Genomic DNA, 20332 nt, shown 5'->3' with positions numbered 1-20332 from the left:
TCGTTTTCTCCGAACAACCGGGTAGGAGCGGCCTACGGCCGCGAGCTTCTCCCGCCATCCACGCGCGCCCCTGAAAAGCTCGCGGCCGGAGGCCGCTCCTACCCGGTCCAAACGAACCGTTCGCGATCGCCGCGGCAGGTCAGAACAGGTCTTCGGCGATCACGTAGCTGTCGCGGCCGTTGGACTTGGCCCGGTACAGGGCGGCGTCGGCGCGCGAGAACCAGTCGTGCCAGTCGCGTTCATGGCCGAGCAGGGCGCCACCGAGCGAGATGGTGATGCGTCCGCCCGGCCCGCGCAGGGAAGCGCGTACCGCCTTGCGCAGGCGCTCGGTGGCCGATTCCAGCTCGTCGCGGCTGGAGACTTTCAGCAGCACCACGAACTCCTCGCCGCCGAACCGGTAGACCTGGTCGTCCTTGCGCATCTCGAAACGCAGGATCGAGGCCAGATCGGCGATGGCGTCGTCGCCCGCGGCGTGGCCGTAGAGGTCGTTGACCTCCTTGAAGTGGTCCAGGTCCAGCACGATCAGGCCGTATCGCCCGCGCCCCAGCGTCTGCTGTTCCACCGCGTGGGTGAGCGCGCGCTCCATCATCCGCCGGTTGGGCACGTTGGTCAGCGCGTCCAGCGAGGCCAGTTCCTGCAACTCGACCCGGTCGTCCTGGCTGCGGGTGGCGAAGATGTAGGAGAACAGCGCGGTCAGCGCGGCCGTCACCAGGGTGGACACCGCATGGAACACGTCCGGGAACACGCCCGGCAGCAGGCACAGCACCGCCAGCATCACCAGGCCCGCGCCCAGCGCCAGCCGGCGGTCGGCGAGGAAGAAGTTGGTCAGCAGGACCAGATAGAGCCAGGTCATGGCGATCGGGCCGATCAGCCAGACGGCCAGCAGGCAGGCGCTGGAATTGAGCAGGCACAGCAGGTCGCCGGCGCGCGCGCTGTTGCCGCTGTTCCGGGCATAGACCACCACGCCGAAAATCGCCGCGGCGATCACCCCATCCACCGCCAGCGCCAGGAAATCGCCGTGCAGCCAGCGGTAAGCCGCGAAGGCGGCGATCACCACGGTCGTGGTCACGCCCAGCAGGGTGATCAGTTCCAGGCGGATGTCGCGGTTCTTTGGGGTCATCCCGGTCAGGGTCTGGCGCCCGGTGGCGCCGGCATCGTGATTTCGTCGTCTTTCCCGATGCAAGTCTAGTGCCGGAATTCCGACTGCGGGTGAAACCCGTCAAGGAATCGTTGCCAACCCGCCGGATAGCCCTCGTAGGAGCGACGTCAGTCGCGACCGGACCCCCGACATGTCCGCGCCACCCACCGCAAGATGGACCGTCCCTGTGGGAGCGACGTCAGTCGCGAAGGGTGGCCGGCATCCCGAATCGCGACTGACGTCGCTCCCACAGGAAGGAGCCGGCGGTTCAGCGGGCGGGAATCAGGCTCAGGTCGGCGCGGTATTCCCAGGTCTCGGTTTCCGCCGACAGCACCGCGGTGGCCAGCGCGGCGGCCGCGTCCGCCGCCTGTGGATCGGAGGATCGGGCGAGCAGGGCGTCCAGGCTGCCGTCGCCGCGGTCATGGTCCTGCCAGGCGCGCAGCGCGACCAGATGCAGATAGCCGGGCGCGTCGCCACTGACCGGCTCGTACCAGCTGTGCGCGGGCGCATCGGCCGGCAGCGCCGTCCGGGCGAGGCGGACCGCCCGCTCGAACGCCGCGCGTGCGCCGGGCCGGACCACGTAGCGGGTCACCAGCAGGCGTGGCGAAGGCTGCCAGCGTTCCAGCGGGAAGCCGCTGCTCAGATCCCGGCGCAAACGGTAGCTGGCGCGCAGCGCCGGTTCCACGAACGGGGTGACGTTGCGCGCGGCGTCGGCACCGTCGCCGGCCGGATCGACGCGCCGGTCGAACGCCGCGAACGGCGCGCCGAAACTGCCATCGACGAACATCCCGGCGCGCTTGCCGTCGCTGACATACCAGCCGTACCACACCAGCGGATCTCCCGCCTGCCGGTGCCACGCCAGATGGCGGCGATAACCCTCGTCGAAGGCTTCACGCTGGCCGGGCCTGGTCCAGTAACCGAACAGATGGACGGCATCGCCGCTGTCGCGGGTGGACACCGCCGGACTGGCGGCGGAAGCGGCGTGGGCGGTGGGCAACAGCGCAGCCAGCAGCAGGCAGGCGGACAGGAATCGCATGACGGGCATCCGGCGAAGGGGAATGGCGACAGCCTAGGCCGGGCGCGCGCCACCGGCCATTTCAAATCCCGGCGTCGCCATTCGATGACATGGAATGCTCGCGCCCGGCTTACCATCGGCGTTCCTCCGCTTTCCTCCGGCCGATGCTTCCCGATTTCCGCCGCCTGGCCGTATTCCGTACCGTGGTCGCCGAGGGCGGCGTCAACGCCGCCGCGCGCAGCCTGCACAAATCGCCCTCGGCGGTGACCTACGACCTGCAGCAGCTCGAACGCCAACTCGGCACGCCGCTGTTCCGGCGCAGCGGCAGCCGGCTGGTGCTGACCCCGCGCGGGCGGGTGCTGGCCGCCTCGATCGAGCGCGCCTACCTGGATCTGGGCCAGGCCTGGCAGAACGTGCGCGAGGACGTCGCCGCCGAACCGATGCGGATCGCCTGCGTGTCCGGCTTCGGCCGCTATCGGCTGGTGCCGCGGCTGCTGTCGCTGCTGCCGCCCGAGCGCCCGCTGGAAGTGCTGTTCCGCACCGCCAGCCAGGTGCTGGCCTTGCTGGAAACCGGACGGGTGGCGCTGGGCGTGAGCTATCGTCCGCTGGTGACCGCCGGCATCGCCTCGGTGCCGCTGGGCGAAGAGGAACTGGCGCTGGTCGGCCCCAAGGCACGTCGCGCGACGCCCCGCGCCGCGCAGATCGCCTCGCTGCCGTTCGTGACCTACGAGGAATTCGACTACGTGTTCTTCCGCTGGTTCGAAAGCCAGCAGTTGCCGCTGCCGGCGCGCTGGCACCGCAGCGATCATTTCGACGAACTGGAAGAAGCGCTGGAGAGCGTGGCACAGGGACGCGGATGGTCGATCGTCCCGCTGGATTCGGCGCTGGGCAGCGCCTACCGCTCGCGGGTGCGCGTGCACCGGTTGTCCAAGCCGTGCTTGAACGAGGTGCACCTGATCGGACGGGAGCGGGATTTGCGCAGCGAAGACGCCGCGTTGCTGCGCAGGGCGGCGGCGTAGACGGTGGCTTTCGCCATCATGTCGCCCGCTGGACATCGCCGCCGTTCCTCCACGTAGAGCGGAGCTTGCTCCGCTGCTCACGCTCTGTTTTTTGCCTGGGTTCCCAAGCCCCCGACGCAAACGCGCCAGGGCGAATCGCCCCTGGCAATCACGCGTGGCAGCGTCCGATATCAATGACGCCTAAAGGAAGAAGGCAAAGGCCAGGGCAGCGGAGCGAGCTCCGCTCTACGGTGTCAGCTGTCGCGCGGCGTCGAAGGTCTGGTCGAAGATGCGCTGCACCGGCGGCCCGAGTTCACCCGACAACAGCGCCAGCAGGAACAACCCCAGCAACAACGCGGTCGGCAGGCCCAACTGGATCGGATTGAGCGCCGGCGCCGCGCGGCCCAGCACACCGAACGCCAGATTCACCGCCAGCATCGCCACCATCACGGGCAACGCCAGGCTCAGGGCCGCGCGCAGGATCTGCATGAAGAACGCCGGTGCGACCTGCAACACCGCCTGCGGGTCCGGCAACGCGGTCCCGATCGGCAGCGAGTGGTAGCTGTCGACCAGCAGCGCCACCAGCGCCAGATGCCCGTTGAGAGTGAAGAACACCAGCCCGAAGGCCAGGTAGAACCACTGGCCGACCACGCCGGAATTCACGCCGCGCAGCGGATCCGACATCTGCGCGAAGGCCAGGCCGGTGCCCTGCGAGATCAGTTCACCCGCCAGCGCGCCGGCCTCGAACGCCAGTCGCAGCAGGAAGCCGATGCAGGCGCCGACCGCCAGCTCGCGCGCGGCGGTCAGCACGTTGGCCGAATCGAAGGCGATCTGGGTGGGTGGCGACGGCAGCATCGGCGCCAGTGCCAGCGACAGCGCGCCGGCCAGGATCACCCGCACCCGTACCGGCACCGCGCGGGTACCGACCAGCGGCATCGCCATCAGCATGGCGCCGGTGCGCAGCATCACCCACAGCAGCGTGGTGATCAGGCCGAACGCCTGCTGCCCATCGATGACCATCTGGGTGGCGGCATTCATCCGCGCATCCCCGCCGGGTTGTCAACACATTCGGCAGGCCGCCACCGTGGAAAAACCAGAACGGCACCCGGACATTCCCCCCTTTGAAAAAGGGGGGGCAGGGGGGGATTCCCCCGCGATGCCTGGCCAACCGTCGCCACCGCCTCACCCAATCAGATGCGGCAAGCGCTGGAACAGCGCCGTGGTGTACTCCACCAGCGTGCCCATCAGATAGCTGCCGGTGGCGAACAGCGCCGCCGTCAGCGCGATGGCCTTGGCGACGAACGCGATGGTCGGCTCGTTCAACTGCGTCGCCGCCTGGATCACGCCAATCACCACGCCGACGACCAGCACCACCAGCAAGAGCGGCCCACCCACCCACAGCGCGATTTCAAGGCCGCCACGCAGTTCGGTCAATGCGGTTTCGGGAGTCATTTGGGTGCCGGGATTGGGGATTGGGGATTGGGGATTGGGGATTGGGAAAGGCGCTTCGGCTCTTGCGAATCCCGAATCCCCAATCCCGAATCCCACTCAGTTGAAGCTCGCCGCCAGCGAGCCGACGATCAAGACCCAGCCGTCGACCAGCACGAACAGCAGGATCTTGAAGGGGGCCGAGACCAGCATCGGCGAGAGCATCATCATGCCCATCGACATCAGCACGCTGGCCACGACCAGGTCGATGATCACGAAGGGGATGAAGATCAGGAAGCCGATTTCGAACGCGGTCTTCAGTTCGCTGGTCATGAAGGAGGCGACCACGATCGGGAACGGCACGTCGGCCGGACTCGCGTAGCTGGCATGGCCAGCCATGCCGGCGAAGGTCATCAGGTCGGTTTCGCGCACCTGCGCCAGCATGAAGTCGCGCAGCGGACCGGTGGTCAGGGTCCAGGCGGTGGCGAAGTCGATCTGGCCGTCGAGATACGGCGCCATGCCCTGCGCCCAGGCTTTCTCGCCGACCGGCATCATCACCAGCATGGTCAGGAACAGCGCCAGCCCCACCAGCACCTGGTTGGACGGGGTCTGGCCGGTGCCCAAGGCCTGCCGCAGCAGGCCCAGCACGATGATGATGCGGGTGAACGCGGTCATCGCCAGCAGAATCGACGGGATCAGGGTGATCGCCGTCATCAGCAGCAGCGTCTGCAACGGCAGGCTGACGTTGCGATCGCCAATCTGGCCGACGTTGACGTCCGGCAGCGTGGGCAGGGTCGGCTTGCCCGGCGGCGTGGGCGCCGCTGGCGCGGTGGCGGCCGTGGCGTTGGCGGGAGCGGCGGCCTGCGCGTTCTGCGCGAACGCCAGCACGGGCGCGGCCAGCAGCCACAGGCACAGCAGGAAGGGCAACAGGCGACGCATCATCATTTCTCTTTGCGCAGGCGCTTGGCCAGCAGTTCGGCGAAGTTGGGCAGGGGTTGCACCGGCACCGGCGGCAGCGGTTCGGGCAGGCGATGCAGGTGGGCGATGCCGCCCGGGCTCACGCCCAGCAGCAGTTGTTCGCCGCCCACCTCGACCACCAGCAGGCGTTCCTTGGTGCCGACCGACAGGCTGGTGACGATCCGCAGCTGATCGTTCGGGCGCAGGCCCAGGCCGGCACCGGGCAGGCGCTTGAGCAGCCAGGCCAGGCCGAGGATCAGGCCCAATACCAGGATCAGGCCGACCAGCGCGCCGCCGATGCCGGGCGTGGCCGGCGCGGCGTGGCCAATCTTCTGCGCGGGTGCGGCGGCCGTGGCGGCGGCGGCGATCAGGGGAAGCGGAAACGACATGGACCGTGGCTCAGCGCAGGCGGCGGATGCGTTCGCTCGGGCTGACCACGTCGGTCAGGCGCACGCCGAAGCGTTCGTTGACGACCACCACTTCGCCGTGCGCGATCAGGGTGCCGTTGACGAACACGTCCAGCGGCTCGCCCGCGCCGCGCTCCAGTTCCACCACCGAGCCCTGGTTGAGCTGCAGCAGGTTGCGGATCGGGATGCGGGTGCGGCCGACTTCCAGCGACAGCACCACCGGCACGTCCAGGATGACGTCCAGGCTCATGTCGCTGAGGCTGCGTCCGGCGTCGGCCTGCAGGGCCTCGAATTGCGCGGCGGCGGCTTCTTCGGTGAGGGGTTGGTTCATGGCAGGGAATCCTGGGTGGCGATGTCGGTAGCGGTCGGGGCGAGCGAAGGCGCCGCGGGCGGCGGCGTGACCAGCGCGCCGGGCGGACGATGGGCGATGATCTTCACCGCGTTGTTGCCGTTGGAGGTGCCGAACTCGCCGGTGAACACCGGCACCTGCTCGACGCACACCGGCACCGTGCGCGGCAGGTCGATGGGCAGGATGTCGCCCACCTTCAAACGGGTGAGATCGCGCAGGCTGATGCGCTTCTCGGCGAGCACGCTGGACAGGGTGACCTCGGCGCCGCGCAGCAGATCGTTGACGCTGTCGCGGAAGCTGTCGTCGTCGTGCACGCGGTCGGACTGGATGCCGGCGTCGAGCAGTTCGCGGATCGGCTCCAGCATCGAATAAGGCAGGGTGATGTGCAGATCGCCGCCGCCGCCGTCCAGTTCGACATGGAAGCGGCTGACCACCACGTACTCGCGCGGACTGACGATGTTGGCGAAGTGCGGATTGACTTCCGAGTTGATGTACTCGAATTCCACCGGCATCACCGGCGCCCAGGCGTCGACCAGATCGGTGAAGGTCTGCTTGAGCAACAGGTGGATCACCCGCATCTCGGTGGCGGTGAACTCGCGGCCCTCGATCTTGGCCGGATAGCGGCCGTCGCCGCCGAAGAAGTTGTCCACCACCGTGTAGACCAGCTTGGGCTCGAACACCATCAGGCCGACGCCGCGCAGCGGCTTGAGCCGGATCAGGTTGAGGTTGGTCGGCACGTACAGCGAGTGCAGGTACTCGCCGAACTTGATCATCTCGATGCCACGCACCGACAGGTCGGCCGAGCGGCGCAGCAGGTTGAACAGGCCGATGCGCCAGGTGCGGGTGAAGCGCTCGTTGATCATCTCCAGCGTGGGCAGGCGGCCGCGGACGATGCGGTCCTGGCTGGCGAAGTCGTACAGGCGGGCGACGCCGGGGTCCGGCGGCGGCTCGTCGGTCTCGATCGCACCGGAATCGACGCCGTGGAGCAGGGCGTCGATTTCGTCTTGCGAAAGCAGGTCGCTCATCATCGCGGGCTTCCCCTTACTGCATCACGAAACTGGTGAACAGCAATTGCTCGGCCCCCGGCTTGCCGGTCTCCGCCTTCATCAGCTTGCGCACCTCGGCCAGCGCCTGCGCCTGCAGCTTTTCCTTGCCGGCGCGGGTGATCAGCTCCTCGGCGTTCTGCTGGGCGAACAGCATCAGCAATTTGGCGCGCAGGGCCGGGGCGTGCAGTTCGATGGCCTTGAGCGACTCCGGATCGCGGGTCATCAGCTGCACTTCGACCTGCAGGTAGCGCGCGCCGCCGGCCGAACCGATCAGGTTGACCACGAAGGGCGGCTCCAGGGCGAAGTACTGCGCCGGCGCGGGGACCTTGCTGGCGTCGGGCGCGGGCTTGGCTTCGGCCGCCTTGGCGGACGCGGCGTTGCGCGATGCGAAGAACCAGGCGCCGCCGCCGGCCGCACCGGCGGCAACCAGCGCGACCAGGCCGATGATCAGCCAGGGCTTGCCCGCCTTGGGCGTTGGTTTGAGCAGCTTGGGGTCGGGTTTCTCGGCGGGGGGCACGCGGGCGTTCTCCTGGATGGACGCGGGAGAAGATGCAAGTGGCGTGCCGTGGACCCGGCGGGGCGGTGCCGGAAATCCGGCGGAGGCACACGCCGCCGTGCGGAGCCGCCGACAGCCCGGCCGGGGCACCGACGTAGAGCGGAGCTTGCTCCGCTGCTCCAGCTTTGCCATTCCGTCCGGCCTTCATCCGGAAGGGTTGGGGCGCGATACCGATGACGAACGAACCATTCAGGCCAAAGCCAAAGCAGCGGAGCGAGCTCCGCTCTACGGGCGTTGCGGGTCAGGCGTAGGCGTCCAGCAATCCGCGGGCGATGCGAGCCGGCGCGCTGCGGGGGGCGGTGTCCGTGCCCGAGCCGGTGCCGTCGCCGCCACGTGTGGCATTGGCCTGGGCCGGCGAGGACTGCGGCTGCTGGCGGTGGCCGACGTCGGCCTGCGCCAGCAGGAAACCCTGTTGGCCCAGCATTTCGCGCAGGCGCGGCAGGCTGTCCTGCAACGCCTGCCGGACTTCCGGCTGCGCGCTGCTGAAATCGGCGTGTACGCGATCGCCGTCCAGGCGCAGGCTGACTTCGATTGCGCCCAGATCGCCGGGGCTGACCCGGATGTGGGCATGGCCGATTTTCTGTTCGGCCATCCAGGTCATCTGGGTGCCGAGGGTGTCGCCGAAACGGTCACCGCGCAGGTCCGGCGTCATCGACGCCAGCGGATTGACGGTGGCGGTGCGGGCAAGGCCGTAATCGGAGGCGGGCGCGGGCATGCCGGCCAGCGGAGCGGCGATCGGCGCGGGCGCGTCCGCATCGGCGCCGCCGGCATCGCTGGCCATGTCCTTGAGCGCGGCCAGTCCGGCGGCGAGCGTGGCGGGCAAGGGAGTGGTTTCGCCGGCGGCGAGGTCGCCGATCGGAATCGTGGACGGGGCGGTACCGGTGGATGCGGATGCCGGACGAGCGTCGGCGGGCCGGGCGGGGTTCGCCATCGCGCCGGCGAAGGCGAGCGGATCCGCTGGCGCGGCCTCCGCGCTGGTGGTCGGCGTAGCCAGTCCACCTTCGGCGAGCATGGTGCCTGCCATCGGCATCGCGTTCGCGGCCAGGCGCAGTCCGGCCGGGAAACCGGTCGACAACGCGGACGTGCCGTGGCCCGGGATTCCCGGCGGGACGCTTTCCGGCGTGCCGGCAAGGCTGTCCAGGGGAGGCGGGAACACCGCCAGGATCAGTCCGGCGGGCGGCCAGGCGGCGTCCTCGTCGGCGCTTTCGTGGCGGTCCTTTCGCGTGTCGCGTTCCGCCTGCGCGGTGGCGGCGGACGCGGATGCGGCGTCGTCGGCGGAAGCGTTCGCCTCATCCGCCTGCGCGCGGGCGGGGTCGTCCGTGCGCGCATCCCGCGCGGGCTCGCACGCCGGAGCGGCGTCGCGCTGGCGCTTGCCGGCCGGTGCGGCGGATTCCGCGCGGGCACCGGGCGCATCGCGGCGCAGCAACTGGTCGAAGGCGGGTTTCTTCGCCGAGGGTTCGGCCGTGCGCGGACCGTTCGCGCCGGCGCTGCTGGCACCCGCGTTCGCGCCCACGCCGCCCAGCCAACTGGAAGCATCCGCCTTCACTTGCTCTCCTCGGTTTCCTCGGCGGCGGTCGCCGCCAGGCGCGCGCGGCGCGCGCCCAGATCATCCATCTCGCGCTGGTTGCGGCGCTCGACCACCTGGTGCTCCTGCACCCGGTAGCTGGCGGCCAGTTGTTCCAGCACCTGCTTGTCGCGGCTGGCCAGCAGCAGCCGGTCGCGCTCGATGTCCACGCTGGCGCGGCTGCGATCCACGGTCTGCACCTGCTGCTGCACCGCGCTGTCCAGGCGATCCAGGAAGGCCCGCCGGTTGGCCAGCTGCGCCGGGCTGGTCGCGGCCATCTGGCTGCCGGCGTATTCGTCGGCGTAGCGACGCAGTTCCTCCAGCCGCGATTCGTGCATCGCCAGCGTGCGCTGGCGCTCGGCCAGATCGCGGGCGACCGCGTCTTCCTTCTCCTGGGCGCGGCGCAGCAGCGGGTCGATTCGACGGGATTGCATCATGGCTTAGGGTTCCTTGCGGGCTTGCGCATTGCGTTCGACCAGTTGCTCCAGCGCATCGCGGCTGTCCCGCAGATCCGCCGAGCGGGCCACGTCCTGGCCGAGGAATTCGACGATCTCCGGCCATCGCTCCAAGGCCTCGTCGACGGTCGGATCGCTGCCGCGCTGGTAGGCGCCGATGGCGATCAGGTCGCGGTTGCTGGTGTAGGCCGACAGCAGCCGCTTCAGTTTGCGGATGCGATCGCGCCAGGTCTCGTCGGCGATTTCGGTGACCACGCGGCTGACCGAGGATTCCACGTCGATGGCCGGATACAGGCCGCTGTCGGCGACCCGGCGCGAGAGCAGGATGTGGCCGTCGAGGATGGCGCGGGCGGCGTCGGCGATCGGATCCTGCGGATCGTCGCCTTCGGTCAGCACGGTGTAGAAGGCGGTGATCGAGCCGCGTCCGGCCGAGCCGTTGCCGGCGCGTTCGACCAGCGCGGGCAGGCGCGCGAACACCGACGGCGGATAGCCGCGGGTGGTCGGCGGTTCGCCCACCGACAGGCCGATCTCGCGCTGTGCCTGGGCGAAGCGGGTCAACGAATCCATCAGCAGCAGGACGTTCAGTCCCTGATCGCGGAACCACTCGGCGATCGCGGTGGCGCGATAGGCGCCCTGCAGGCGCGCCAGCGGCGGACGATCGGCCGGACTGGCCACCACCACTGCGCGCGCCAGGCCCGCCGGGCCGAGCGTGCTTTCGACGAAGTCGCGCACTTCGCGCCCGCGTTCGCCGATCAGGCCGACCACGATCACGTCGGCGGCGGTGTAGCGGGTCATCATGCCCAGCAGGGTCGACTTGCCAACGCCGGAGCCGGCGAACAGGCCCACGCGCTGGCCGCGGCCGATGGGCAGCAGCGCGTTGATCGCGCGCACGCCCACGTCCAGCGGCTGGGTGATGGGTTCGCGCGAGAGCGGATTGATCGCCACGCCGGACAGGCTGACGGTGGACTCGGCGCGGATCGGGCCGCGCCCGTCCAGCGGCACGCCGTCCGAGTCGATGACCCGGCCGAGCAGGCCTTCGCCGACTTCCACGCCGCCGCGCCGGCGCAGCGGCACCACCCGCGCGTTCGGCAGCAGGCCGTGCAGTTCGGCGCTGGGCATCAGGTAGGTGCGTTCGCCGGAGAAGCCGACCACTTCCGCGTCGACCCAGCCGCCATCGACCACTTCGACCTTGCAGGTGGCGCCCAGCGGCGCCTCGCAGCCGATCGCCTCCAGGGTCAGGCCGACCGCGCGGCGCAGGATGCCCTCGCGGATCAGGCCGTGGCTGCCGAGGGTGGGGCGGATCTGCGACAGCCGCGCGGCCAGCCGCAGGTCGCGGGCATTCAGCCATTCCAGCGGTTGCGCGCTCATCCGAGGGCGCCTCCGCGCTGCAATACGTTTTCCAGTGCGCCGCGCAGGCGCGCTTCCAGGGTGCCGTCGATGCGCACGCTCTCGGCGTGCACGCGCAGGTCGCCGCGGCTGAGCGAGGTGTCGGCGGTCAGCCGGGTGGTCGGCATCATCGACAGCACCGGCGTCAACGCGGCGATGTCGTCCGGATGCAGGCGCAATTCGACTTCGCGGCTGGTGCCGCCCACCGCGTCGAGCGCGGCGCTGGCCAGTTCCGACAGCAGCATCGGGTCAGCCTGGTAGGCGCGTCCGACCAGGCTGCCGGCGATGCGCACCGCCAGTTCCGACAGCGCGCCCATCACTTCGTTCTCCAGCCGATCCAGCGGGCGCGAGAAATTGTCCAGGATGCCTTCGATCTGCGCGGTCAACCGGCGCACCTCGGCTTGGCCCTGGGCGAAACCCTCGGCGTGGCCCTCGGTACGGCCGCGCTCCAGCCCCTCGCGGTAGGCGGCTTCCTCGATCGCCTGGATTTCCTCCAGGCTCGGCGGACGCAGCACCGGCGGCGGCTCGGCCTCCGGCGCGCGGCGGGCCACGAAATCCAGCGGCGGGGCCATCCAGCGCACCGGATCGTTCATACCATCTCCTCACTGCTGGCGTTGAGCGAGATGACGCCCTGGTCGGCCAGGCGGCGGACGATGGCGAGGATTTCCTTCTGCGCGCCTTCCACGTCCGACAGCCGCACCGGACCGCGCGCCTCCATGTCTTCCATCAGGATCTGCGCGGCGCGCTGGGACATGTTGCGGGTGATCTTCTCGCGCACCTTGGCGTCGGCGCCGCGCAGGGCCAGGCCCAGGCGGTCGTTGGGCACTTCGCGCAGCATCGCCTGCAGTTCGCGATCGTCCAGGTCGATCAGGTTGTCGAACACGAACATCAGGTCCTGGATGCGCGCGCCCAGGTCGGCATCGATGTGGTTGATCGCGCCCAGGATGGTCTGGTCCTGGCCACTGTCCATGAAATTGAGGATGTTCGCGGCCACCTTGATGCCGCCGATGCTGGAGGACTTCAGGTTCTGGTTGCCGGAGAACTGGCGCTCCATGATCTCGTTGAGTTCGTTGAGCGCGTTCGGCGGGATGCCGTCGAGGGTGGCGATGCGCAGCAGCACGTCCGAGCGGGCGCGTTCGGGCAGCATCTTCAGGGTCTCGGCAGCCTGGTCGCTGTCCAGGTGCGAGAGCACGATGGCGATGATCTGCGGGTGCTCATTGCGCACCAGATCCGCAATCGCGCGCGGGTCCATCCACTTCAGGGTGTCCAGGCCGGTGGTGTTGCGCCCCAGCAGGATGCGATCGATCAGGCTGCCGGCCTTGTCCTCGCCCAGCGCCTGCACCAGCACCTTGCGCACGTAGTCGTCGGCGCCCATGCCCAGCGAGGTCTGCTTCTCCAGCGAGTGGTTGAAGCTGTCCATCACCTGCAGCACCTGTTCGCGGCTGATGCCGCTGATGGTGGCCATGGCGATGCCGAGCTTCTGCACTTCCTTGGCGTTCATGTGCTTGAGCACTTCGGCGGCGTCCTGCTCGCCCAGCGAGAGCAGCAGGACGGCGGCGCGCTGCACGCCGGTCAGTTCGGTGTCGTTGGGATTAATCATCGCTGGCCACCCAGTCCTTCACCACCTGCGCGACCTGCTTGGAATCGTTCTTGACCGCCTCGCGGGCGTGGCGCAGGCGGTCCTCGTAGGCATCGGAGGCCAGCGCGCGCGGCACGCTGATCTCGGCATGGTCCTGGCGCAGCGCGGCGACGATGCGGGCATCCTCGTCGCCTTCGTCGACCAGGCTCACGTCCACCGCGTCGGGGGCGGCCTTCTTCGCGCGGGGCTGGATGATCTGGCGCATCGCCGGGCGCAGCACGCCGAACAGCAGCGCCAGCACCACGATCGCGCCCAGGCCATAGCGGGCGACGTCGCGCACCATCGGGTTCTGCAGCCACGGGCTTTCCCAGAACGGCACGTCCTCCACCGGCACCGGCTCGCGCACGAACGGCGCGTTCATCACCGACACCGAGTCGCCGCGCGCGGCGTCGAAGCCCACCGCTTCCTTCACCAGCGCCTCGACCCGGGTGAGGGTGGCCGCGTCCAGCGGCACCATCGTGGTCTTGCCGTTGGCGCCGGCGCGCGGCACGTGATCGACCAGCACCGCGGCGGTGACCCGGCGTACCCGGCCGGCGGGCTGGCGGGTGTGTTGCAGGGTGCGATCCATCTCGAAGTTGCGGGTCGCGCTGCTGGCGGTCTCCACCGGCGCCTCGGGATTGGGCGCGGCGGCGGCGTTGGGACCGGGCGGGGTATTGCTGGTCGCGCCGGGCACGCCCTCCAGTCCCGGCTTGGCGACCGTGTTCTGGCTGACCTGCTCGCTGCGCACCTTGGCCGGATCGTTGGCGAAGGTCTCGCGCGCTTCCTCGACCACCGAGAAGTCCATGTCCACCGCGACCTCGGCGTTGATCCGGCCGGGGCCGGTCAGTGGTTCCAGCAATTCCTTGATGCGCTGGTTGAGCGAGGTTTCCAGCTTGCGCACACGCTCGAACTGGGCGGCGTTGAGCGCGGCCTCGCTGTTGGGATCGCTGATGGTCAGCATGCGGCCGCTCTGGTCGACCACGGTGACGCGTTCCGGCGCCAGGTCCGGAATGCTGGAGGACACCAGGTGCACGATGGCATCGACCTGGTTGCGTTCCAGCATCGCGCCCGAACGCAGTTCCAGCACCACCGAGGCGCTGGCGACCTCGCGCTGGCGGGTGAACGCGCTGGGCTTGGGAATGGCCAGGTGCACGCGCGCGTCACGGACCGGGCGCAGGGTGGTGATGGTGCGCACCAGCTCGGTTTCCAGCGCGTGCTGGTAGCGGGCGTTCTCGACGAACTGGCTGACGCCGAAACCGGGATCGCGTTCCATCAGCTCGAAGCCGAGCCGGCCGTTCTCGGCCAGGCCCGAGCCGGCCAGTTTCAGGCGGGCGTCGTGCAGGTTCTCGGCGGGCACCGAAATCGCGCCGCTGGCCTGATCCAGCTGGAACGGAATCTGCGCGGCGCGCAGCAGGTCGGCGGCCTCGGCGGTGGCCTTGGGGTCCAGGCCGGTGTAGAGCGGGGTGAAGTCGGGCTTCTGCGACCAGAAGAACACCATCAGGCCGACCGCGACCGCACCGGCGATCATCAGCAGCGTGCCGAGCTGGCGGAACACCGGGAAGTCCTGGATCTTGGTCAGCGCGGCGCCGGCCTTCTCGGCGCTCAGCGATTCCTTCAGTGATTCCTTGGACAGGGTCAGGGCCATGGGCGTGCGGTTCCGGTGCGTTCGGGCTCAGGCGGTGCGGTGGGTTATAGCGGCATGTTCATCACGTCCTGGTAGGCCTGGACGAGACGGTTGCGGACTTCGACGGTGGCGCGGAAGGCGACCTGCGACTGCTGGGCGGCGACCATCACCCGCGCCAGATCGGCGCGCGGGTCACCGAGTTCGAACGCCTGCGACAGCGCGCCGGCGGTCTTCTGCGCGTCGTTGACGCCTTGCAGCGCGTTCTGCAGGGTCTCGCCGAAGCTGGGCGCCTTGACCGCGGGCTGGCCGAACTGGACCGCGTTCGGGTTCTGCACCGGCTCCAGCGCGCGCGCGCCCAGCTGGTGCTGGTAGCTGCGGATCTGCGAGAGGATGGAGGCGACGGAATCGGACATGGGCGCGGTTCGGCGGAGTGTCTGGGCTCATCGTTGCAAGATGCGTGCCGCAACCGCCGCGCCGGGCCTGTCAGTTTTCCGTCGCCAGCGCGTCCTCGCGTTCGACGCCGTACTTGCGCAGCTTTTCCACCAGGGTGGTGCGGCGCAGGCCGAGCAACTGGGCCGCGTGGGCGACCACGCCGCCGGCGCGATCCAGCGCGTCGCGAATCAGGTTCAGTTCGATGCGGGCGATGTGCTCGCGCAGGTCGATGCCGTCTTCGGGCAGGCGATCGGACGCGGCGACGGTCGTGATCTGGGTTTCCATGGGCGCCGTACCGCTGCTTTCCGCACGGGGCGCCAGCGTGGCCTGCGCAGCGTCCGCCGGCACCGGCAGCACGCCGTCCTCCGGCAGGTAGCGGCGCGGCAGGTCCTGCACCCGCACCAGCCCGCCGGGGTGCAGCACCGCCATGCGCTCGACCAGGTTGGTCAGTTCGCGCACGTTGCCCGGCCAGGGATAGAAGCGCAGCGCCTGCAGGGTCTCGTCGGCGAAGCGCACTTCACCGCGGCCGGTGCGGGCCAATTGCATCGCCAGGGTGGTGACCAGCGCCGGCAGATCGTCGAGGCGCTCGCGCAGCGCGGGCATCTCGATCGGGAACACGTTGAGCCGATAGAACAGATCCTCGCGGAAGTGGCCTTCGGCGATGCGATCCTCCAGGTTGCGGTGGGTCGCGGCGATCACCCGCACGTTGCAGCGGATGGTCTGGTTGCCGCCGACGCGCTCGAAGCTGCGCTCCTGCAGCACGCGCAGCAGCTTGACCTGCATCGGCAGGCTCATATCGCCGATTTCGTCCAGCAGCAGGGTGCCGCCCTCGGCCATCTCGAAGCGGCCCTTGCGCGCGCTCAGCGCGCCGGTAAAGGCGCCCTTCTCATGACCGAACAGTTCGCTTTCCAGCAGGTCCGGCGGAATCGCGCCGCAGTTGATGGCCACGAACGGACCGTCGCGGCGCGGCGAATGCTCGTGGATGGCGCGCGCCACCACTTCCTTGCCGGTGCCGGATTCGCCCAGCACCAGCACGGTGGTGTCGAACGCGGCGACCTGGTCGATCAGCCGGCGCAGGCGCACCACCGCCGGGCTGTTGCCGGTCGGACCGTTGCCCTGCGCGGTCTGCGCCTGGTGCTCGGTGTCCAGCCGCTTGAGGCTGGCCCGGCGCAGGCAGCTTTCCAGCTGGCTGTGGCGGATCGGGGTATCCAGCGGCCACACCCCGGCTTCGTGCAGGCCGTGGGCGGTGGCGAACGCGGCCGGTTCGGCCTCCAGCAGCAGCACCGGCGGCGGCAACGGCGCATCGCCCAGCCAGGCGAACAGCGCGCGGGTGGACGGGGCGTCCTCGATCCGGCCGACGATCACCGCCATGAAGTCGTGCGGGCGGTGCCGGCGGATGTCGACGTCGCCGGCCTCGGCGGCCCAGCGCGGGGTCAGGTCCATGAACTCCAGCAGGTCGGTCACCCGCACCGCGCGGGCGGCATCGGCGTCGAGGACAAGGATTCGGGATTCACTCATGGCGGTTGTCTCGGAACTTTTCCAGGATGGGGAGGACTTCCTGGATGTAGGAAAGCTTGCTGACGAATTCGTCGGCGCCGGCGCGGCTGGCGTGCTCGCGGTGTTCGGCGTCGTCGAAGTGGCTGGCGATGACCACGAACGGCGGCTGGTCCTGGGTCTTGATCAGGCGGGTGGCCTGCAGGCCGCCCATCTCGGGCATCGCCAGGTCCATCAGCACCACGTCCGGGCGCAGCGATTCCGAACGCTCGATCGCCTCCAGGCCGTTGCTGGCCCGGCCGACGATGTCCAGCCAGTCCAGCTTGCGCAGGTGGCGGATGGCCGCGTTGATGAAACCCTCGTGGTCGTCCACCAGCAGTACGGTGATCTTGTTCATGCGCGTGCTTCCTTATCCGGCCCTGGCCAAGGCCGACACGTTACCGCGCCGGCGGTCGCGTGCGGAGGCGATGTCCAGCTGTTCCCGATACTTGGCGACCGTGCGGCGGGCGATGTGGATGCCCTGGCGGGCCAGCAGGCCGGCGATCGCCTCGTCGGCCAGCGGCTTGTGCGCCGGTTCGTTCTCGATCAGGCGGCGGACCATCGCGCGCACCGCCGGGCCGGACACGCTGGCGCCCTCCAGGCGGACGGCGAAGAAATGCTTCAGCTCGAAGGTGCCGCGCGGGGTCTGCATGTACTTGCCGGTGGTGATGCGCGAGACGGTGGACTCGTGCATGCCGATTTCATCGGCGATTTCCTTCAGGGTCAGCGGCGCCATCGCCTCGTCGCCATGGGCGAGGAAGCCGGCCTGGCGCTCGACGATCGCGCGGGCGGTGCGCAGCAGCGTTTCATAGCGCATCGACAGGCCGCGGGTCAGCCAGCGCGCTTCCTGCAGCAGCTCGCGCAGGCGGCGGGCGCCGTCGCCTTGTTCGGCCTTCGAATCCAACTGGTCCAGCGCGCGCTCGTGCAGCGGCGACACCGACAGGCGCGGGGTGGTGGCCGGATTCAGCGCGACCCGCCACGCGCAGTCGGCATGCCAGGCGACCACGTCCGGCACGATGTGGCCGGTGGGGGCGGGCAGCAGGGTTTCGGCCGGGCGCGGTTGCAGCGACAGGATCAGGCGGATGCCTTCGCGGATCTGTTCCGGATCCAGGTGCAGGCGCGCGGCCAGTGCGTTTTCGTCGTGCGCGGCCAGCAGGTCCAGCGCTTCGTCGAGGATGCGGGCGGCGATGTGGCGGGCCGGCACGCGGCCGGGCAGGGCGGCCAGCTGCGCCCGCAGGCATTCGCGCAGGTCGCGCGCGGCCAGGCCGGCGCATTCGCCGTGCAGGATGCGCTGGCGGATCGTTTCGGCGGCCGCGGCGGTGATGGCGAAGCGTTCGGCGGCCTGGGCGGCCAGCGCATCCGCGTCGGCACCCAGGTAACCGGCCTCGTCGGTGTGTTCGAGCCAGAACGCGGCCACGGCCAGCGCGGGCGCGTCCAGTTCCAGCGCCAGCGACTGCAGCGCGCGCACCTGCGGGTCGGTGCTGCCGGCGTCTTCCAGGCGCTGCAGGCGGTCGTCGTCGCCTTCCTGCCAGCCGCCGCCATGCACGTCCCACATCGAGGTTTCGGGCAGTTCGTCGAAGGCGGCGGTTTCCAGCGGGGCGCTGGCGGCGTCGCCCTGCTCGCCGACGGCGACGGGCTCCTCTTCCAGTTCCAGCAGCGGATTGGCGTCCAGCGCGCGGCGGACTTCCATTTCCAGTTGCAGGCCGTCCAGTTGCAGCAGCCGGATCGATTGCAGCAGCTGCGGCGTGAGGTGCAGTTGCTGGCCGAGCTGCGTGGTGAGTCCCGTCTTCATCCCCAAATCCCCATTCGCCGCGTTTGCATCGTTGCCCCGATTCGACGTTCACGTGGATTTCACGTCGTGGGGAAACTTTGCGCCGCGCGCGGCGGAAAAAGAATCAGGGCGTTTCTGGTCGTGGTGGGGGCATGCCCGAGGGCGCTGTCAGGGATTTCCTGACATCGCCGGACTTTGGACGCGATGGGGTGCCGGGGGAATGGCGGGGAGAGCGCCGTCGGGGGGCCTGGGGAGGACCTGGCGACGGTGCGCCGCCGCGGGAACGGCGGACGCCCCCTTGTCCTGCAAGGCTCGGGCCAGAAACCTCAGGCCAGATCGTTCTGGTGGCGCGCGGCCAGCAGCAGCAGGTCGTTGGCGCGCCGGCAGCCCAGTGATTCCATCATCCGCGCGCGATGGGTTTCCACCGTCTTGACGCTGATGCCCAGGTGCGCGGCGATTTCCTTGCTGCTCATGCCACCGCCCAGCTTGCGCAGGATCTGGCGCTGGCGCGGCGACAGCGCGTCGATGCCGGTCGGCCGCGCCTGGCCCAGCATCGGCGCCAGCATCTTCGACGACACTTGCGGACTCAGGAACACCTGGCCGGCGGCGGCCGCGCGCAGGGCCAGTTCCAGTTCCATCGGCGCGGCCTCCTTGACCACGAAGCCGGCGCAGCCGCGATCCAGCGCGCTGCGCACCTGGCCGGGATCGTTGTGCATCGACATGATCACGACCTTGGTCTGCGGCAGCGATTCCTTCAGCGGCTTGAGCAGATCCAGCCCGCTGCGATCGGGCAGCGACAGGTCAAGCAGGATGACGTCGGGCCGGTGGATGGCGGCCATGTCCAGCGCCTGTTGCGCGTCCGAAGCCTCCGCCACCACATCCACGTCCGCGATCGACTGGAGCAAGCGGCCGATGCCGGCACGCACCAGGGTATGGTCATCAACGATCAGGACACGCACTGGAAGGGGCAGGGCTCGTGGGGAGGTCGCGCCACGATAGCGGCCCGTCGGGATCCCGCCAATGTTACTTAAGTGTCGAAGCCGTCAAAGCTTGAAGTTCGTCACACAAGCTTGTCCCCGGTGACGGGTTTCCGTCGAGGTGCCCGGTGCCCGTTCGGTCGGCGCCGCGTTCGCGAACGAGAGCGACGGTGATGAACCTCAGTCGGCCTGGCGCGCCATCAGCCGCGCTTCGGCGATCTGGCGACGGTGCAGCCGGAACAGGTGGCGCTCCAGCGCGTCGGCCAGGCCGGCGCCGAGCGGTGCGAAGCGCAGCCACAGGTGATGCAGGCCATCGGCGGTGGCGGACGTCGCCAGTACCCGTGCCGGCAGTTCGATGTGATCGCTGAGCCAGTTCGCCGGCTCAATCAAGGCCACCCCGGCATCACCCTGGGCGAGGCCGAACGGCTGCGTGGCATCCAGGCGCAGGCCCAGGTGCGACCAGCGCAGTCCGCGCAGGGGCGGGGCGTCGTCGCGCTGGCGCGCCAGCTTGCCGACCAGGTTCATCAGCAGATCGACCTTGGCTTCCAGGCGCTGGAACGAGATCGACGGCTCGCCCTTGCGATCGTCGGTGTCGTCGCCGCGCGCGTCCTCGGCGACCGCCAGGGCATGCAGCAGCGATTCGGCCGCGGCCGGCGGCTGGCGCGCTTCGCCGACGCGGAATCCCGCCGGCAGCCAGGCTTCGCAGGTCAGGGCATCGCCGAACAGTTCGGTTTCCGCCGGATGGTTCAGCAGGGGCACGCGCGTGGGCATGGCTCAGGCTCCCGGTGTCGACAGATAGGCGCGCGCGGCGCGCTCGGCCTGTTGCGATTCGCGCAGCTTGCGCGCGGCCGCGTCGCGGGCGTCGCGCAGGCGGTCCTGCAACTGCAACTGCGCGTACAGCAGGTTGGACAGCGTGTCGGTGCCGGTATCGCGGCCCTGCGGGGCCTGCATGAAATCGCGGACATCGCGATCATGCTGGTCCAGCAGGCCCTGCACGGTGTCCAGATCGCCGTTCTGCAGGCTGTCGTGCATGGCCTGCAATTGCGCGAACAGGGCGTCCATCGACACCGCGGTCATC

General features: G+C 69.6%; 23 protein-coding genes. 1 reads left to right on the top strand and 22 read right to left on the bottom strand.

Annotated features, from left to right (window positions below):
* Window positions 1-139: 139 nt before the first annotated feature.
* A complete protein-coding gene (locus FHW78_RS01845; protein WP_183636958.1) occupies window positions 140-1120 on the bottom strand; it encodes a GGDEF domain-containing protein in 981 nt (326 codons plus the stop codon).
* Between the two features lie 286 nt (window positions 1121-1406).
* Window positions 1407-2174 carry a hypothetical protein gene (locus tag FHW78_RS01840; protein WP_183636956.1) on the bottom strand — a complete coding sequence of 256 codons (768 nt, stop codon included), beginning with the start codon at window positions 2172-2174 and terminating at the stop codon, window positions 1407-1409.
* A 143-nt stretch (window positions 2175-2317) separates the two neighbouring features.
* Between FHW78_RS01840 and FHW78_RS01835 the strand changes: the two genes are divergently transcribed.
* Window positions 2318-3172 carry a LysR family transcriptional regulator gene (locus FHW78_RS01835; protein WP_183636954.1) on the top strand — a complete coding sequence of 285 codons (855 nt, stop codon included), beginning with the start codon at window positions 2318-2320 and terminating at the stop codon, window positions 3170-3172.
* A gap of 225 nt (window positions 3173-3397) precedes the next feature.
* Here the strand turns inward: FHW78_RS01835 and fliR are convergent, their stop codons facing one another.
* The 20 genes from fliR to FHW78_RS01735 form a co-directional block, all read right to left on the bottom strand.
* Window positions 3398-4189, bottom strand: coding sequence for a flagellar biosynthetic protein FliR (gene fliR / locus FHW78_RS01830; RefSeq protein WP_141452584.1), 792 nt, complete (start codon window positions 4187-4189; stop codon window positions 3398-3400).
* Between the two features lie 144 nt (window positions 4190-4333).
* On the bottom strand, window positions 4334-4603 hold the full coding sequence (locus FHW78_RS01825) for a flagellar biosynthetic protein FliQ (RefSeq protein WP_183636952.1): 270 nt from the start codon (window positions 4601-4603) through the stop codon (window positions 4334-4336).
* 96 nt (window positions 4604-4699) lie between these two features.
* A complete protein-coding gene (gene fliP / locus FHW78_RS01820; RefSeq protein ID WP_255443128.1) occupies window positions 4700-5518 on the bottom strand; it encodes a flagellar type III secretion system pore protein FliP in 819 nt (272 codons plus the stop codon).
* A 2-nt stretch (window positions 5519-5520) separates the two neighbouring features.
* Window positions 5521-5925 (bottom strand): flagellar biosynthetic protein FliO, encoded by a 405-nt coding sequence (gene fliO / locus FHW78_RS01815; protein WP_183636947.1) that lies wholly within the window; start codon window positions 5923-5925, stop codon window positions 5521-5523.
* Between the two features lie 10 nt (window positions 5926-5935).
* Entirely contained in the window at window positions 5936-6274 is a 339-nt protein-coding gene (fliN, locus tag FHW78_RS01810; RefSeq protein ID WP_141452588.1) for a flagellar motor switch protein FliN, read from the bottom strand.
* Window positions 6271-7317, bottom strand: coding sequence for a flagellar motor switch protein FliM (fliM, locus tag FHW78_RS01805; protein ID WP_183636946.1), 1047 nt, complete (start codon window positions 7315-7317; stop codon window positions 6271-6273). The genes fliN and fliM overlap by 4 nt, the downstream gene beginning before the upstream one ends.
* Window positions 7318-7333: 16 nt before the next feature.
* Window positions 7334-7855: a flagellar basal body-associated FliL family protein gene (locus FHW78_RS01800; RefSeq protein ID WP_318289227.1), complete on the bottom strand. Its 522-nt coding sequence runs from the start codon at window positions 7853-7855 to the stop codon at window positions 7334-7336.
* A 280-nt stretch (window positions 7856-8135) separates the two neighbouring features.
* Window positions 8136-9440, bottom strand: a complete 1305-nt coding sequence (locus FHW78_RS20130) for a flagellar hook-length control protein FliK (protein ID WP_183636942.1) — start codon at window positions 9438-9440, stop codon at window positions 8136-8138.
* Window positions 9437-9895, bottom strand: a complete 459-nt coding sequence (gene fliJ / locus FHW78_RS01790; protein WP_183636940.1) for a flagellar export protein FliJ — start codon at window positions 9893-9895, stop codon at window positions 9437-9439. The genes FHW78_RS20130 and fliJ overlap by 4 nt, the downstream gene beginning before the upstream one ends.
* A gap of 3 nt (window positions 9896-9898) precedes the next feature.
* Entirely contained in the window at window positions 9899-11281 is a 1383-nt protein-coding gene (gene fliI / locus FHW78_RS01785) for a flagellar protein export ATPase FliI (RefSeq protein ID WP_183636938.1), read from the bottom strand.
* Entirely contained in the window at window positions 11278-11892 is a 615-nt protein-coding gene (locus FHW78_RS01780; RefSeq protein ID WP_183636936.1) for a FliH/SctL family protein, read from the bottom strand. Before FHW78_RS01780 ends, fliI begins: the two co-directional genes overlap by 4 nt.
* Window positions 11889-12875: a flagellar motor switch protein FliG gene (gene fliG / locus FHW78_RS01775; protein ID WP_183641068.1), complete on the bottom strand. Its 987-nt coding sequence runs from the start codon at window positions 12873-12875 to the stop codon at window positions 11889-11891. The genes FHW78_RS01780 and fliG overlap by 4 nt, the downstream gene beginning before the upstream one ends.
* Before the next feature lie 16 nt (window positions 12876-12891).
* The gene (fliF, locus tag FHW78_RS01770) at window positions 12892-14562 is read right to left on the bottom strand and encodes a flagellar basal-body MS-ring/collar protein FliF (protein ID WP_183636933.1); all 1671 of its coding nucleotides are present in this window, start codon (window positions 14560-14562) and stop codon (window positions 12892-12894) included.
* Window positions 14563-14606: 44 nt separating this feature from the next.
* On the bottom strand, window positions 14607-14954 hold the full coding sequence (gene fliE, locus FHW78_RS01765; protein ID WP_183636930.1) for a flagellar hook-basal body complex protein FliE: 348 nt from the start codon (window positions 14952-14954) through the stop codon (window positions 14607-14609).
* Between the two features lie 70 nt (window positions 14955-15024).
* Window positions 15025-16491: a sigma-54 dependent transcriptional regulator gene (locus FHW78_RS01760; RefSeq protein WP_183636928.1), complete on the bottom strand. Its 1467-nt coding sequence runs from the start codon at window positions 16489-16491 to the stop codon at window positions 15025-15027.
* On the bottom strand, window positions 16484-16864 hold the full coding sequence (locus FHW78_RS01755; protein ID WP_141452597.1) for a response regulator transcription factor: 381 nt from the start codon (window positions 16862-16864) through the stop codon (window positions 16484-16486). The genes FHW78_RS01760 and FHW78_RS01755 overlap by 8 nt, the downstream gene beginning before the upstream one ends.
* Before the next feature lie 12 nt (window positions 16865-16876).
* Window positions 16877-18298: an RNA polymerase factor sigma-54 gene (gene rpoN / locus FHW78_RS01750; RefSeq protein WP_183636924.1), complete on the bottom strand. Its 1422-nt coding sequence runs from the start codon at window positions 18296-18298 to the stop codon at window positions 16877-16879.
* Window positions 18299-18603: 305 nt separating this feature from the next.
* Window positions 18604-19236, bottom strand: a complete 633-nt coding sequence (locus tag FHW78_RS01745; protein ID WP_141452599.1) for a response regulator transcription factor — start codon at window positions 19234-19236, stop codon at window positions 18604-18606.
* A gap of 198 nt (window positions 19237-19434) precedes the next feature.
* Window positions 19435-20025: a PilZ domain-containing protein gene (locus tag FHW78_RS01740; protein ID WP_183636921.1), complete on the bottom strand. Its 591-nt coding sequence runs from the start codon at window positions 20023-20025 to the stop codon at window positions 19435-19437.
* A gap of 3 nt (window positions 20026-20028) precedes the next feature.
* Window positions 20029-20331, bottom strand: coding sequence for a hypothetical protein (locus FHW78_RS01735; protein ID WP_183636919.1), 303 nt, complete (start codon window positions 20329-20331; stop codon window positions 20029-20031).
* Window position 20332: the final 1 nt, after the last annotated feature.

The sequence above is a fragment of the Pseudoxanthomonas sp. OG2 genome, from assembly GCF_014192765.1.
Classification (GTDB): Bacteria; Pseudomonadota; Gammaproteobacteria; order Xanthomonadales; family Xanthomonadaceae; genus Pseudoxanthomonas_A; species Pseudoxanthomonas_A beigongshangi.
Note: the sequence above shows the minus strand (reverse complement) of the source record. Positions and strands in the feature narration are given on the sequence as shown.